At 63.2% G+C, this 14684-nt stretch carries 14 protein-coding genes; 5 read left to right on the forward strand and 9 right to left on the reverse strand.

All coding sequences use genetic code 11. The features are described from left to right. Positions 1–327 precede the first annotated feature (327 nt). The gene (locus GO591_RS07730; RefSeq protein WP_157156291.1) at positions 328–534 is read right to left on the reverse strand and encodes a hypothetical protein; all 207 of its coding nucleotides are present in this window, start codon (positions 532–534) and stop codon (positions 328–330) included. 694 nt (positions 535–1228) lie between these two features. Here GO591_RS07730 and GO591_RS07735 point away from each other — a divergent pair. Beyond that, positions 1229–1489 (forward strand): hypothetical protein, encoded by a 261-nt coding sequence (locus tag GO591_RS07735; RefSeq protein ID WP_157156292.1) that lies wholly within the window; start codon positions 1229–1231, stop codon positions 1487–1489. Positions 1490–1640: 151 nt separating this feature from the next. Here the strand turns inward: GO591_RS07735 and GO591_RS07740 are convergent, their stop codons facing one another. Continuing rightward, entirely contained in the window at positions 1641–2324 is a 684-nt protein-coding gene (locus tag GO591_RS07740) for a potassium channel family protein (RefSeq protein ID WP_198295435.1), read from the reverse strand. Next, positions 2317–3588, reverse strand: coding sequence for a TrkH family potassium uptake protein (locus GO591_RS07745; RefSeq protein ID WP_157157826.1), 1272 nt, complete (start codon positions 3586–3588; stop codon positions 2317–2319). The genes GO591_RS07740 and GO591_RS07745 overlap by 8 nt, the downstream gene beginning before the upstream one ends. A 375-nt stretch (positions 3589–3963) precedes the next feature. Between GO591_RS07745 and GO591_RS07750 the strand changes: the two genes are divergently transcribed. Then, entirely contained in the window at positions 3964–4122 is a 159-nt protein-coding gene (locus GO591_RS07750; RefSeq protein ID WP_157156293.1) for a hypothetical protein, read from the forward strand. Here the strand turns inward: GO591_RS07750 and GO591_RS07755 are convergent. Next, positions 4112–4417 (reverse strand): hypothetical protein, encoded by a 306-nt coding sequence (locus tag GO591_RS07755; protein WP_157156294.1) that lies wholly within the window; start codon positions 4415–4417, stop codon positions 4112–4114. The genes GO591_RS07750 and GO591_RS07755 overlap by 11 nt on opposite strands. Here GO591_RS07755 and GO591_RS07760 point away from each other — a divergent pair. Then, a complete protein-coding gene (locus GO591_RS07760; RefSeq protein WP_198295436.1) occupies positions 4397–5677 on the forward strand; it encodes a glycosyltransferase in 1281 nt (426 codons plus the stop codon). The two genes, GO591_RS07755 and GO591_RS07760, sit on opposite strands and share 21 nt — an antisense overlap. 887 nt (positions 5678–6564) lie before the next feature. Here the strand turns inward: GO591_RS07760 and GO591_RS07765 are convergent. From GO591_RS07765 to GO591_RS07775, 3 genes are all read right to left on the reverse strand, one after another. Then, positions 6565–6882, reverse strand: a complete 318-nt coding sequence (locus GO591_RS07765; RefSeq protein WP_198295437.1) for a hypothetical protein — start codon at positions 6880–6882, stop codon at positions 6565–6567. Positions 6883–6931: 49 nt separating this feature from the next. Further along, positions 6932–8326, reverse strand: coding sequence for a DJ-1/PfpI family protein (locus tag GO591_RS07770; protein WP_157156296.1), 1395 nt, complete (start codon positions 8324–8326; stop codon positions 6932–6934). A 182-nt stretch (positions 8327–8508) separates the two neighbouring features. Beyond that, complete coding sequence (locus GO591_RS07775; protein WP_157156297.1) at positions 8509–9126, reverse strand: DJ-1/PfpI family protein; 618 nt, start codon at positions 9124–9126, stop codon at positions 8509–8511. Between the two features lie 81 nt (positions 9127–9207). Between GO591_RS07775 and GO591_RS07780 the strand changes: the two genes are divergently transcribed. After that, on the forward strand, positions 9208–10146 hold the full coding sequence (locus GO591_RS07780; RefSeq protein ID WP_157156298.1) for a helix-turn-helix domain-containing protein: 939 nt from the start codon (positions 9208–9210) through the stop codon (positions 10144–10146). Positions 10147–10744: 598 nt separating this feature from the next. Next, entirely contained in the window at positions 10745–11680 is a 936-nt protein-coding gene (locus tag GO591_RS07785) for a S41 family peptidase (RefSeq protein ID WP_157156299.1), read from the forward strand. Positions 11681–12291: 611 nt separating this feature from the next. Here GO591_RS07785 and GO591_RS07790 read toward each other — a convergent pair. Both GO591_RS07790 and GO591_RS07795 read right to left on the reverse strand, forming a co-directional pair. Beyond that, on the reverse strand, positions 12292–12768 hold the full coding sequence (locus GO591_RS07790; RefSeq protein ID WP_157156300.1) for a hypothetical protein: 477 nt from the start codon (positions 12766–12768) through the stop codon (positions 12292–12294). A 384-nt stretch (positions 12769–13152) separates the two neighbouring features. Continuing rightward, positions 13153–14574 (reverse strand): serine/threonine-protein kinase, encoded by a 1422-nt coding sequence (locus GO591_RS07795; protein ID WP_157156301.1) that lies wholly within the window; start codon positions 14572–14574, stop codon positions 13153–13155. Between the last annotated feature and the right edge of the window lie 110 nt (positions 14575–14684).

Consider the following 14684-nt stretch of genomic DNA (forward strand, 5'->3'; position numbering starts at 1 on the left):
GTGAGCGCCATGGGGTAGTTGCTGGTCTGTGGGTAGCGGCAGCCGCTACCGCAATAGTGGCAATAGCGGCTGTGATCTCCCTAGCCGTGACTCGATGGCCATAGCCGCCTAGGCCACGGGATGTACGGGATGTTCCGTCCCTGGGCTATCGCACTTCCAAGTCCCCCCCAGCCAACCGCCGGGCCCCGGATGCGCGCAGATATGAAATTGGGCGCCTGCCAGTCTGAGTGGTTCTCGGGGGGACCCGTGAAATTGATGGGGCGCCCGGACCTAGCGCGGCGGCGAACCTGCCTCCATCGTTCATTAGACGGCGGTCCCGCTCTGTGTCTAGAGCTCGACCTTGGTCCCCGGACCGAGGTCGACGGTCACCGGCGTATCCCGGGTCACGGGCGCCGGGAGGTGGTGGACCGTGGGAGCCAGGTCGGCGGTGCAGAACGGCCAGCCGCCGGTCTTCTCAAGGCGAATCTCGTAGATGGAATCCTCGATCTCGCGGACCTCTTTCGGCTCCCACGGGCAGGAGGAACTTATTCCCACTTTCGGGGGAGGTCCCGCCGGTTCGGGGTACAGTTTCACGGTGACTCGGTGCCCGCAATGCAGAGCTGCGGCCAGGAAAGTCCGTAACCCCTACTTCGGCACCGGTCTCTCGGTGCACGAGTTCATCATCGACTGCCCGCACTGCAAGCAGGTCACGTTTGTGCCTGGCATGGCCGCGACTGAAGAACTACCAGCGCAACCCCTTGAGCGTCGCCGCTGGTGGACATCCATCTTCCGGAAATAACACCGCGGAGCTCAGGCACCATGCGCGGAAGCGCGCGGCGACTTAGGCGCGAGTACGGGGCATGTTGGCACCGTGACGCCTAAGAAGAAGTGAAGGCGTCACGGTGCCGCGATCGGCTGCGTCGTTCGGGTCGACGGCGTCGGTCGTGCCGCGATGCTACGCCCGATCCGGAATGCGGCGATACCCCTACCTGAAGTTGAGCAGTGAGAGCCCGCATCTAGGGCAGTACCAGTACTTGTGATCGGGCAGTCCGCTGAGCATCAGGGGCCGTCCGCAGGTCGGGCAGAGTCGCGGTTCGGGTTCCATGCGGCCAGTGTGCGGGCCGGTGAGGGCGACACGCCAGAGACCGACCGGTTCTCGAAGCCGAGGCCGGGCGTTACATTCTCGGCTCGGTCACAGGATTGGGCCACACACTTTCTTGGCTTAGCGAGGTTCAAGGAGGAGCAGGCGTTGACAACAACCGTCGAACCAACCCATCGGCTTGCCGTACTGCCATTGTCGGATCACGAGTGGAGGTTGAGTGATCCCACCATGGATGAACAGGACGGAAGAGCCGTGGTTGGATTCATCGAGAAGCATGGCGGAACTTATGAAGCGATGCTTCTTGAAGCCAAGCCGCGTCTCGCTGCTTGTGACACGCTGGAAGCAGCAGCCGCCTTCGTAACCCAGATGTTCAGCAATCGCGCGAGCGCACCCGTTTGCCTCGGCTGAGTTCGCTCAGTTCCCCGGCTCAATCACTGCCGCTCGCTCCTGAACTTCAGGTAAGCCGCACCGGGCAACCCGTCCGATGGCCGACCCTGAGTGGGCGCCTTCCTGAGCATGCCGCGTTCTTGAACGTGTCGGTGTGGTTGACAGGTCAGCCCTATCGCAGCTGGCCGAACGCCTCTGCTTTACCGATCGGACCCGAGACGAGCATTGTGTCGCCATCCTCGAGGACGGTGTCGAGATCGGTGTTGCGCCACTCGCTGTCGCCACGCTTGTAGGCCAGCACTGTCACCCCGAACCGCGAACGAATGTGGCTGTCGCCGAGCCGGACCCCGCGCACCAGACTGTTCGGACTCATCTTGACGATCGCGAAGTCCCGGTCAACCTCGATGTAGTCCAGCGCGGCCCCGCGCACCAGGTGGGCGACCCGGCGACCCATGTCCTTTTCCGGGTAGATGACGTGCTTCACTCCGAGCTGCTCGAAGATCTGGCCGTGCGCGTCGCTGACCGCCTTCGCCCAGATGTCGGGGATGCCGAACCGGATCAACATGGACGTGGTCAGGATGCTGGCCTGAATGTCGCTGCCAATGGCGACGACCGCACGGTCGAACTCCTGCACGCCGAGTTGCCGAAGCGCCTCTTCGCTGGTGGAGTCGGAGCGCACCACGTGGGTGAGCCGAGCGTTCAGCGATTGCACGATCACCTCGTCGGAGTCAATGCCGAGCACCTCCGTGCCCGCCGCCATGAGTTCAAGCGCGAGCGAGGTGCCGAAGCGGCCAAGCCCGATGACGACGACGGAGTCCGCCTCCGCGATGCGGGCGATGCGCTGAGATCTAGCCAACGACGGGCCTTTCCTTGGGGAGTTCGTACAGGATGCGCCGCTGTCTGAGGGCGATCGCGGTGCCGAGGGTGAGCGGCCCGATCCGACCGAGGAACATCAGCACAACGAGGATCAATTGCGCCGCGGCCGGAAGGTCGGCGGTGATCCCGGTCGACAGGCCGACCGTGCCGAAGGCGGAGATCACCTCGAACAGCACCCGGTCGATGTCGTAGTCGGTGAGCAGCATGATGCCGCCAGTGCCCGCCATGACGGCCGCGACCGAGATCAGCACGACAGTGATCGCCTGCCGGTGCACGGCCCTGGACAGCCGCTTGCCGAAGATGTTCACGGCGCCCTCGCCGCGCACCTCGGTGTACATGATGAAGAAGAGCACCAGGAACGTGGTCACCTTGATGCCGCCGGCAGTTCCGGCCGGCCCGCCGCCGATGAACATCAGCACGTCGCTGACCAGCCACGTCTCGGGGTTCATTTCGCCGAGCGGCAAACTGTTGAACCCCGCGGTCCGAGTCTGCACGGAATGGAAAAAGCCTGCCAGGATGCGCTCCGCGGGCGACAGCTCACCAAGTGTCGCTGGGTTCGACCACTCGATCAGGCAGGTGAGCACCGTGCCGGCAACGAGCAGCACGCCGCTGCCGACCAGCACCAGCTTGGTGTTCATGGTCCAGTGCAGCGGCGTCCGGAACTCGCGACGCAGCTGCATGAGCACCGGAAAGCCCAGCCCGCCGAGGATGATCGAGGCCGCGATCGGCAGACAGATCCACGGGTCGCCGACGAATCCGACCATATTGTCGCTGAAGGTGGAAAACCCGGCGTTATTGAACGAGGACACCGCGTGGAAGACGCCGTACCAGGCCGCGTCGCCGATGCTTTCGCCGAGCCCGAGCCAGAAGCGCAAGGTGAGCAGCACGAAGACCACTGCTTCAATCAGCAAGGTGACCTTGACGATGCTGAGGATCTGGGTTCCAGCATCCGCGAATCCGACCGCTCGAGTTTCGGTGGAGGCGGTGATGCGCGAACGGATGGTCAGCTTCCGGGCCAAGGTCATGCCGAGCAGGGTGGCGAAGATCATGATGCCGAGCCCGCCAACCTGGATCAGCACGAGAATGACGACCTGCCCGAAGCCGCTCCAGAACACCGGCGTGTCGACAATGATGTGCCCGGTAACGCAGACGGCGGACGTCGCCGTGAAGAGCGCCTCGATGAACGAGGCTCCGCCGGGGCCGGCCTTGGCGATCGGCAGCATCAGCATCAGGGTGCCGACCATCACCGCCCCGGCGAAACCGATGACAACGGTTTGAGCGGGGTGCAATCCGAGACCGCCGCGGCGACGTCCCCCTGTGAGAAGCACGGCGCAACATTACTCCGTTTTAGGAACCGCAAAACGGACAGCACTCCATCCAACTTGAACAGCCTTGATGGTCGGCAATGGGAGTCCATAAGAACCCGCGGGGTGGAAGGCGATCGGAAAGTCAGTTGGCCCCGACAACACCCGTTGCACCCGTGGACGCGCACATCGCGTCCGGATAGGGCATGAAAGGCAACGTCATCAGGATCGGGGTCCGACCTCCAACGCCGCCCCTGTGATGTGTCGAAGTAGTAGTTGGACGGCCCGGGTGCGTTCGATCGCCAGGATCGCGAAATGGATTTCATCTGGCTGCTTGTCATCCTGATTCTGCTCGTCCTGTTCTCAAGCATCAGCATCGTTCCTGCTCTTCGTCGAATAGCGGACGCGACAGGACAGGCTGCGTCACATCTCGAATCTCTGGCTGCTGCATCCGGCCCAAAGATCAGCCCTTAGCGGGGACCTTTAGCGGGAACGAGCTGAGGGCGGGGCCATTGTCGATCGCCTTGGCGACCGGGGTGCCGGCACGGACAGTACCCCGTATCCTCAAACGGACAAGCTTGTTGCAGTTCATGCACCCGAAGATGATTTCACGTGGGGCGACGACGAAGGCCCGCTGGCGTTCTACACCAACTTGCTGCGCGACGCCGATCAGTGAGGAGATGGTCATGGTCGACGAGATGCTGATGGTCAGCGCGGCGCACGTTGATCTGGCGGGCGCCGGCCGATGATGGCTGAACACCTGGGGCATGGCGGTGCCCGGTTCCTGTTGGCGGTGATCGACGGCGGAGGGACCGTCCCGCCGGCCATCGGTCTCGCCGCCGAGCTCGTCCGGCGGGGCCATGAGGTTCACGTACTGGCCGATCCGACGATCGAAGCGTCGGCCAGATCGGCTGGTTGCGCTTTCAGCCCGTGGAGGGATGCGCCCCACGTCAACTCCCGATCCGAGCAGACGGCCCTGATCGCCGCGTTGGAGGGGCGCAACCCCCTGCGCGCCTTCCGGGCGGCCAAAGACTTTGCCGCCGGGAAAGAAATGACCAGGCGCTTCGCCGGTGACGTCGTGGCGACCATTCGCGAGTTCCCTGTGGATGCCGTCCTGGCGGATGGCTTGCCGGGAATTCTGATCGGGGCCCAGTCGACCGGCCTTCCGACCGCCGCTCTGCTTGCACAGACCTACCTGCGGCCGACGCCGGGCCTGCCCCTGATGGGGACCGGCTGGTCACCAGGCCCGGGGGTGCTTCGCCGGACGAGGGACACGCTGGTCCCGAGGACCGTTTCGTGGCTCCTAGGCCGCACCCTGCCACGGCTCAACGCCGTGGTGGCAAGCTACGGACAGCTGCCGCTGCACGACGTATTCGAGTTGTTCGACCGATGCACCAAGGTCCTGGTCATGACCAGTCCGTCGTTCGATTTCGTCGCTCCCCGACTGCCAGTCAATGTCAGATACGTCGGGCCGCAGCTCGACGACCCCGCTTGGGCAACCGCCGAGTGGCATTCTCAGGGCACCGACCCGCTCGTCCTCGTCGCCACCAGTTCGATCTTCCAACACCAGGTCGGCCTGCTCCGGCGCATCGCTCGGGCGCTGGGCCAGCTACCTGTCCGGGGGCTCATGACAACCGGCCCTGCAGTAGATCCGGACGAAATCGAGGCGCCACCCAATGTCGATGTCGTTCAGGCGGCGCCGCACAGCCGGATACTTCCCGAGGCATCTGTCGTCATCACTCATGCCGGCCACGGCACGATGATCAAGGCTCTCGCGGCCGGTGTCCCGCTGGTGTGCATACCGATGGGCCGCGACCAAAAGGACAACACGGTGCGAGCTCTTCGGCACGGCGCCGGCATACGCCTGAGCGCAAAGTCGACGCCAGACAAAATCGCGGCAGCCGTTGCCAACCTCTTGGACGATCCTCACTATGCGGCAGCGGCTCGCCATTTCGCACACATCCTTGCCCAGGAAGCCACCACGACGCCCAGCGCGGCCGACGAAGCTGAAGCCATGGTGCGAAGCTAACCGCATTGTGCACTGAATGTGCTGACGAATGACCTGGCGCTCCTCATCGGCCCCCAGCAGCCGTACCAGACCGCCCGACTCTTCGGCGAGGACTGCCCGGAAAGGATCGCGGTTTGGAGGAGCGTGACTGTTCCGGGAAACCGCCAACGCGATCCGCAACGTGATTTCAACAGCCTCACGTGCGAGGCAGTTTTCGTGCCCGTTTGACGGACCCTCAACGGGCGGCATTCTTTCTCTAACCGGGTCTGATGCGGCTGTCCATTCGGGATCTTCTATCGGAAAGTGAATGGTTGTGTACATACTCGACAACAGGGCGGTATTGGGCGGGTCGTTTCGCAGGGAGCTAAGGAGAAGTGATGGGCGGACATCGCGCGGGTGTACTCGTTAGCTCGGGTGTAGTCGTCACCATGCTGGGCATTGTCTTGTACGTCGTGATGGGAATTGTTTCGGCGATCGATTACAACGTCGCTGAACAGCCGGAGGGCGCGTTCACACCGCCGCCCCCGGTATGGATCACGTTTGGGGCGGTGGCTTCTATCGGACTAGTCGTTGCCGGAATAGTTCCAGCAGTTGTGGGTTTAGCTATCAGATTTGTTTCGGGACGCCGCCATCGGACACCTTCTCCGGAGTAAAGGTGCCGTGACGAGTCGGCGCGGGCCCGATGCCCGGACCCCGAACGCGACGACCAGTGCCACTACCTGCTTCTGGATTGCGACACTCAGGCCGGACCCTGAACGGGCAGAGAACCCACATCAGGTTCACTGACCAGTGACGCACCTCATCTCAGAAGCGGTGGCGTTCTGTGGCCGCGAGGTGGCGCCAGTTTCAAGTGAAGGAGATGCTGGCGGCGGCTTCAACGACGACGTCGGTGGTGGCTCCCAAATCACCTACGCCTTTTCGAATCGGCCGATCTCAACAGATACACCAAGATTGGGGTTGGCTCCCAGCAGGCGGATAAGCCCCGCCATTCGCGGGCTCTGGAACGACCCCTCGGGTTCGTCATCCATCTCGGCGAACACCTCGAAACGGCGCCCGTCTGCGTGCTCGTCCACCCACCGGAGCACCTCGGCGATGTCTTCGACTTCAGTCAGCGCGTAAGCGTCCAGGCTCCACGCCAGCCCCGACCGCTGCCAAAAGTTGACACGGTAGGCAGGCGAGTCGACGGAAACGCGCGGTTCCGCATGAAGCCTGGTCGGTCCGGTCATCCGCCGCGACGGGCAGCTGCTCGTCGGAAGCGGGTATCGGCACGGTTGATCATGAAATGGACTGTACCGACGCACCGGGGTGCGAGTTGTGAAGTCGTCGCCGACGGACGGCAAGGCGTACAGCCGCGGGGAGGAAACCAACGCCAATCGCCACGAGAACGCTCGCGATGAGGAGAAATGGCGCACGCAAGGACGTGCCATCTGAGCTCAACGTCAAATGGTCCGTCGGGTAGTCGATCATCTTGGCGGCGCTTTGGGCTGTAGCTTCGTCGGCGTCGCGAGCAAGATAAGTGAGCGCGGCGTCGAACCCGTTCTGGCCGTCGGACCGGGTGATGGTGTCGATCGTGATGCTGTTTTCGGCGGCCCTATCGAGAATCTCTGGATTGGCCTCGGCCTCCTGCGTGGCATCGAGAATGATCATTCGGTGGAGGGCGGGTCCAGAACTTAGCGTCATGGTCAGCAGGACAAGGCCATGTCGGGTGGTGATTGTGCCGTCTGTCGACATTGCGACGGCTCGCGCCGCGAAGGATACGTTGTAGGCCTCGAAAATGCCGGCGATGTCGATCTCGCGATCACCGTCGCTCAGTCCGATGCCCAGCGTGGGTCGAAACCAAGGCAGGATCGCGTTCAGACCAACCGGTGCGTCGGCGACCGCGAAGCTGCGGTTAGGGATGTCGGCCGGGCCTTCGAGCGACCACTCTGGGTAGTTGAGCGTCCGTCCCACCCGCTCCGCTTCTGCCGGCCCGGCGAGGTCGGCCATCACCCGCAGCGCACCGGGGATACCCGACGTCACTCCCGCCGTGGTGGTTATCAGACCGTCTTGCACATATCTTTGCCCTCGCACCCAGTCGACCTGCGGTCGGCTCTCCTCGAGCGCGCTGATCCTTGACCAGTGCGAGGTTGCTTGCAGTCCGTCAAGGACACCCGTGGCGGCTAGCACCAACGAGCCGCTACAAATGCCGAGGATCCGAGCCCCGCGATTCGATTGATCCACGATGAATGTGCGCAGGGCGGATTCTCTCGTCCCGGCGGGATCATGTACGGCTGGAACAACGACGACGTCCGGGCTGGGCGCGGCGCCCGATTTCACCTGGTCGAATGTGTGTACAGGGAGCACAGCCGGTCCGCCCTCAAGTTGCGCTGGTGCTGCGCTGGCCGCAACCGCATACACGGAGAACTGCGGTGAGCTCGCGAAAACCTCGTAGGGTGCCAGGAAATCGCTCGCGACCGTAGGGGTCGCACCCAGGGCAACAGCAACAACGATCGGACCGGCGGGGTTTGAGGCGCTCGGTGTGGGCCACGCTCGGCCCGCACCTAATGGTGTCGAAGCCGTAGCTTGACTCGTTGTGACCACTACACCGCCGACCGCAGTACTGGCGAGCGTGACGATAGACAAGCCGACTGCGGCGGTCAGATGAAGCGTGCGACGGATGAAGGACGACATAGAAGAACTCCGAGCGAACGAGGGTTGAGGGTTGAGGGTTGAGGGGACAGTTCCTGGATCAGCCAGGAACGGCTCTGTTTGCGAGAGCAGGATCGGCGTGCCGAACGCGCTTCTCGGAATCTGCCTGCTCGAGCCAATACCAACTGCGAAGGCGGCTTCGCGAATGGGTTTGGCCGTATTGATCACTCGCTTTCGGAGCCGGGTGCGTTGTTCCCAGCCGGAGGCGTTGGGCCGTATTGGATCTCCCGGCGCACCTGCCTCGCCCGCTCCGGGCTGGCAAGCCGCCGGACCAGATGCAAGGACATGTCTATTCCCGCGCTGACGCCCGCGCTGGTGACCACGTCGCCGTCGTCCACGAAACGGTCTTCGGGTCGAACGTTGATCGTCGAGTCCAGCTCCTGGAGCAGCGTCAGAGATTGCCAGTGTGTCGTCGCCGGCCGGTCACGGAGCAGCCCGGCCGCGGCATAAACCAATGCGCCGGTGCAGACACTGGTCATCAAGGGGATACGAGCAGCCAGTGAGTTCATCCAGGCAAGGTGCGATTCGTCTCTCATCAGCCTGCGGGTACCTTGCCCGCCGGGATGCAGGAAGACATCCAACGGTGGCATGTCTGCCGCTGACGTATGAGGCGTCAGAGTGAGCCCCTTGGCTGCGACGACGGGAGCGCCGTCCAAAGAGATAAACGACACCGAATAGTCGTCCTCGGGATAGTCACGCGCCCAGCAGGCGAGGACCTCCCAAGGACCGACGGCGTCGAGTTCTTCAACCCCGTCGAAAATAAGTATTCCAATTTCCTTCACTTCTCCACTGTGTCGTGGGAAGGAAAACGACTGTGACGGCAGAAATGCCTCGTATCGCAAGTTTTAGGCCATACTCGGCAGATGCATGCAGTGGTCGCCCTGGCAATACCCCGCGTGGTGGCCTTCGACCTGGCCATCCCCGCACAAGTGTTCGGCCACTCCGATGAGGCCGACCGGTATGCGTTCTCGGTGTGCGCTCCACAAGCGGGCTACGTTCCGACCACGTCCGGGTTCTCGATCGAGGCCGCCCAAGGACTCGACGCGATCGCACGGGCGGACACGGTGGTCGTGCCCGGCTTCGATCCGGAGGAGCCCTTAAGTGCCGACATCCTCGATGCGTTGCGTGAGGCGCACGGGCGGGGCGCACGGATCGTTTCAGTCTGCGTCGGCGCCTTCGCCCTAGCGGCGGCCGGGCTCCTGGATGGGAAGCGCGCGGCGACGCACTGGCGCTACGCGCGTGCGCTCCAGTCGGCATATCCGAACGTCTCGGTCGATGCGGACGTGCTCTACGTGGAAGAAGGCAACATCGCGACAAGCGCTGGCATCGCCGCGGGGATTGATTTGTGCTTACAACTCGTGCGGCGTGACTTTGGAGAGGCGACGGCCACAGGGATTGCCCGCCGCATGGTCGTTCCTCCGCACCGAGAAGGCGGTCAAGCGCAATTCATTGAGCGGCCGATCCCCGAAACAGCTACCTTCGCCCAGGTGTGCTCATGGGCGAGAAGTAATCTGGACGCCGACTTGAGCGTTCCTCTTTTGGCCCGCAAAGCCGGGTGGGCACCCCGCACATTCTCGCGAAAGTTCCAAGCCGAAGTAGGGTTCACGCCTCTCCGCTGGCTGACGGCGCAGCGCCTGGCCCTCGCCCGGGAGCTCCTTGAGTCAACCGAGCTGACAATCGAAGACATCGCCGTTCGGTGCGGACTGGGGAGCGCCGCAAACTTGCGAACCCACTTCTACCGTGACACCGCCACAACGCCGTCGCAGTACCGGCAAACATTCAGCGGCCGGGGTCGCGGCTAAGGCGCGCCCGACTACTATCGTCTCGGCTGCCGTCCTCGACGCAGGCTGTCCAAAACCGTGATGCTTGCGCGGCCGGCCGATTAAAAGCCGATTCATCTGCTCTGAAGTTTCATGACGGATCAAGCACTCGCACAGCAGAACCAAGCCTGAACGCCGCTTCAAAGCCCGCGAAGGCGTTCAACCGTTGCTCCCGACCGGGTAAGCCTGTAGCGGGCCCTCCGGCGGTTCCGGCGGAACGATCCGAGTATCCGCGGTCGGCTGGCCATCATCGTCGACCGTTGCCACGGGGCGACCTTACCGGTGGGCGATCAACAAAGCACGCCTCATCGGGGACCTTGGACGGGCACTGCTTGTTCGACCCGGCTGGTGATTTCGAATCGTACCTGACACCGACAGCTGTACAACGAGCGTCACCGTCGACAGATGAGCGCCCCAAGGTAGGCGACGATCGACGATTGTCTGGGCATGGAACGAACGTCATCTCAGCCCTAGGCTGTGAAATGAACTCATAGTGTCTGGCCGAAACTGTTGATCGGGAGATGTCATTCAACCCAATGCATTCGCCATAGGCAGACGCTGGCGCGCAGCCTTCTTGACCATGGCCATCCTGACGGTCGTCGGATGCACGGGCGAACCGTCCGCGGAAGTGCGTGATTACGTCACAGACGCCCTGGATTTCATCGAGGAGAACGCGCTTTACGTTGACGACATCGATTGGGATTCGGTTCGCACGAACACGCTCGATCGAACGGCCGAGGCGCAGTCATACGAGGACGTACACGACGACATTGCCGAAGCGGTCAAATTGGCTGGCGGGAACCATTCGTGGTTCGCCTCGCCCAAGGCAGCCGGAGACGCACAGTCGCCGTCGCAGATGGCTCCGCCCGTAGCGGAGGCCCTGGAGGACGGTATTGCCAAAATGACCATCCCGTCCTTCAACTCCGTGGAAACAGGGCAGATTCAGCGCTACGCCGACGCCGGACTGACTGGTCTGATAAGCGTCAGCGAGCGAGCTTCCTGTGGATGGGTTGTCGACCTTCGCGGGAACGGCGGCGGCAATATGTGGCCCATGCTGGCAGCCCTATCGCCATTCTTCATGCCGGGCAGCGTCGTTGGAGGGTTTCAGGATCGAAATGGGAATACCACCGACGCGATAGTCGAGCTGGGATCTGCAGCGCTCGACGGGGAGGTGCTGGCCGCCGGCGCCGCTGATGCGCCGCTGCTTGATGACATGCCCGTTGCCGTGCTTCACGATCGAGGCACTGGTAGTTCTGGAGAGATTGTGGCGGCGGCGTTCCGCGGTCGTCCCGGGACATTGTCATTCGGGCTCCCCACCTGGGGTTACATGTCCGCCAACATCACCGAGAAACTCCGGGATGGCGCGGAAATCGTTCTCACCAGCGCGCACATCATCGACGGACGCGGAGACGTGCTTCCGTCCACCCCAATGCAGCCCGATGTGAAGATTGCAGCAGGCGGTGACGCAGCAGAAAGAGCCGCGGTGGACTGGCTGCGGAGCGAATGCTCAGCCTGAATCATCCCAAGTGGCGCATGCCGGACCTCTTGCGGGACGGTTTCTGGCAGCTCGCTTCCTGGAATGTGATACGTCTGCAGCTTGCTCTGCACTGGGACGCCGTCTTTCTATTTTCCAATGCGGTAATCGAACCACGCAACGGCACTACCAGCGCAGACTCCCGCATCTCGCCGCGCATCGCCGCCTGCAGGGCAGCTACAGGGTCTGCTGGAGGAAAGGGCTCTATGCCGAAGTCCACGACATGATCCCACGCACTAATCACGAAAGTTCCGGATTCGATCACTGGCGCTGCCTAGCGTCGAGGTGGAACGTTGGTTTCCACGGGCGTATGTTCAGGTCCCATTGATTTGGCTGTCGAGGTCCTCGACGCGAGACCGGAGGCACCCGCGTCAGAGTGGGAAGACATCCACGAGCTGTCCCTGATGCTCCCGGAAGGACGCGCCTACTTCAACCGGTCGGCAAGCTTCGAGCGGAAGGATGTTGGGACCATCATGGGCTCGAGGCTGGGGGCTCCCGACGTTGGGTTTGGGCAGCCGTGCGCCGCTGGCGACCCCCACGTCGGCCCAGGCGTCGCCTGCGTGGTTCACCTGCCCGAGCGTGCCTGACCCGGCCTAGATGCCATTCACGTTCATCCATCCCGTGAACGGGCCATCGAACATTTCCAAGCCGACCGAGGAAAGCGTGCTGATCAGGTCGAGAAACTCCGCGTCATCAACCTGCTTCCCTGCCACGGCACCCGACATCCAGAGCTGCTTGGTCCCGTCTGGTCCTGTTTGCTCGGTGCCCACGAACACCGGATACTTTCGCTCAATCCTGGCAACCTGGTCGCTCCCAGGGATGATCTGGATGTGCATGGGGCGCGCCTGAGACAGAGGGGCGACCGCCGCATGGATTTGCAAGCGCACACCACCGGGCCGAGGTGTGAAGTACACAGTCACGACCTTCTGCGCGATCGCCGTGGGCTGGTAACCCTGATCGAGCGAAACCTCCCAGTTGATCCCGCCGTTGCCTTGAGGAACCCGTCGGCCCTCTAGAAACTGGCCCCGCATCCGGAAGTTGGTCGAGGTCGAGTCGAACTCGTAGAACACCGGATCGGTCCAAGGCTGCTGTCCAGACCGGGTTCGAAATCGGACGTCACCGTCGTTGTCGTAACTCCAGGTCAATCCCACGCGGTCAAGCGCCGCGCCGATCTCACGCGACGTTGTCCGCGTCATATCCAAGCCTCTTGCCTTACTTCCGAACAAGGCACGACTCCCCACTGTGTTATTGCGTCAATATATCGAAACGGCCTGCCGCGCGGACGCGGGTGCGTTCCCGAAGCGCCAAGGTACGTTTTCGCCGTTGTGCCGGGCGACCGCCTGCTGACGCTACGAGCCACGCGCACCCTCGCCGGGACCGCGCTGCATGGCAAGCCTGCGCGGTGGCCGTCGTGCATCAGCGACAAGACGCTGACATGGCCAGCCGGAGCTTGCCTACCGCCGCCGACGCTCTGGCCGGTTCGTGTTCCCGTCCGGAAGCCGGGATAGCCCCGGGAACTGGCCGGACGCGGCCTGACCAAAACGCTCCGCCCAAAAGTCAACGAACCGGTCTAGGTCCCCGATGTCGAGAGGGACAACGCCATACCCGAGTTGAAGCCCACCGACCACACCTTGGAAGGCCCCGAGCCCTTCGCCGGGTTGAGCCGCGCGAGGCTCGTTATGGAAGTCAGGACCCATACCCTGCATAAAGCCCAACTCGAACCACGAATATGAGTGCTCGACTTCCAAGTCGGCGAAGTAGAGCGAGTGGGAACGGGACCGAGTTCGCCGACTGTCCTCCAGCCGGATCTGGCCGTACGCGACGACATCGAACGGCGACGACTCGCTGCCGGAAAAGTCAGATAGTCCGGAGATGATTAGGCGGGCGTGCCCCAGCGCGAGCGTCGCGCCGCCGTCGCGCGAGCGAGATACCTCGGTCGCCGGGGCGCCGTCGGAGATGAACTCGATTACCTCTTCCATCAGCGCCGCGTAGCCACCGCGGCAGCTCGTTGCAAGATTTTCCCTTCGCTCGCGTTCCGTACGGGCGGCCTCTACGGAAGCTTGCTCCGTGGCACGAGCCTGCAGGACTGCCGACTGCGCAGCCGCGAGGGCGCTGCCGCCACGTGTTGCAGCTTCCGCCCCCGCCCGTCGAAGCCGGTCGATTAGGTTCCCCGCGGCGGGACGCGCTCCGGGCGCTTTGCTTAGAGACTCGTTCACAATCCAGGACAGTTTGCGGTTGCCGGGCAAGAGCTCCGGCACGGCGCTCAGATGTTGCTCGCGTAGAACGTCATACGAGCCACTGAATGGACGCTGACCAGCGAGCAGCTCGTACGCGATGACACCGAACGCATAGACATCTGTCGCCGCAGTCGCGTGCTCGTACCGCCATTGTTCGGGCGCGGCATACGCGGCGGTGAAGGAGAACTTTCGCGTGTCGCCGGCGGTCGCCGCGTCAGCGTACCGCGCGATTCCGAAGTCGCACAGCGCCCAAGTCCCATTGAGATAGAGGACGTTCTCCGGCTTGATGTCGCGATGGACGACTACGGGCGCGATGGCATTCAAGGCCTCGGCCAGGTCGGTGAGTATGGCGATCGCCTCGCCTGCACTAACGCCCGCGTTAATCTTCTGCCGGAGTGAGTAGTCCGCACGCGGCATGTACAGCACGAACGAATCGGGCGTCTCCTCGACATGCAAGATTGGGACGACGTGGGGCGAGCTGGGTGCGTCCTGCGCGATGAGCTGCTCGCGCGTCGCACCTTCCGCTTTAGGCACGACCTTGGCCGCGAGCTGATCCGCACCTGGCCCAAAAGCCTCGTATACCTGGCCGAAACCGCCGCTGCCGAGCGATTTACCGGAGTCCCATCCCCATGTCGTCACGAGACGAACATAGCGCGGCCGCCTGCGCCGCGTTTTCAAGGCAAAAGACGAAGAGATGTATCCGGTAGCTTGTGCGGCGTGAACCGGCCAACTGGCCCGAGCTCAGCGCA

This window comes from Diaminobutyricimonas sp. LJ205, from assembly GCF_009755725.1.
Lineage (GTDB): Bacteria > Actinomycetota > Actinomycetes > Actinomycetales > Microbacteriaceae > Ruicaihuangia.

Excerpts from the sequence above, each read along its gene's own strand:
- GO591_RS07745 (WP_157157826.1), bottom strand. The coding sequence starts at position 3,588 with ATGGTCGGCACCCTGATGCTGATGCTGCCGATCGCCAAGGCCGGCCCC.
- GO591_RS07765 (WP_198295437.1), bottom strand. The coding sequence starts at position 6,882 with ATGACCGGACCGACCAGGCTTCATGCGGAACCGCGCGTTTCCGTCGAC.
- GO591_RS07755 (WP_157156294.1), bottom strand. The coding sequence starts at position 4,417 with ATGCCCCAGGTGTTCAGCCATCATCGGCCGGCGCCCGCCAGATCAACG.
- GO591_RS07760 (WP_198295436.1), top strand. The coding sequence starts at position 4,397 with ATGGCTGAACACCTGGGGCATGGCGGTGCCCGGTTCCTGTTGGCGGTG.
- GO591_RS07780 (WP_157156298.1), top strand. The coding sequence starts at position 9,208 with ATGCATGCAGTGGTCGCCCTGGCAATACCCCGCGTGGTGGCCTTCGAC.
- GO591_RS07750 (WP_157156293.1), top strand. The coding sequence starts at position 3,964 with ATGGATTTCATCTGGCTGCTTGTCATCCTGATTCTGCTCGTCCTGTTC.
- GO591_RS07770 (WP_157156296.1), bottom strand. The coding sequence starts at position 8,326 with ATGTCGTCCTTCATCCGTCGCACGCTTCATCTGACCGCCGCAGTCGGC.
- GO591_RS07785 (WP_157156299.1), top strand. The coding sequence starts at position 10,745 with ATGGCCATCCTGACGGTCGTCGGATGCACGGGCGAACCGTCCGCGGAA.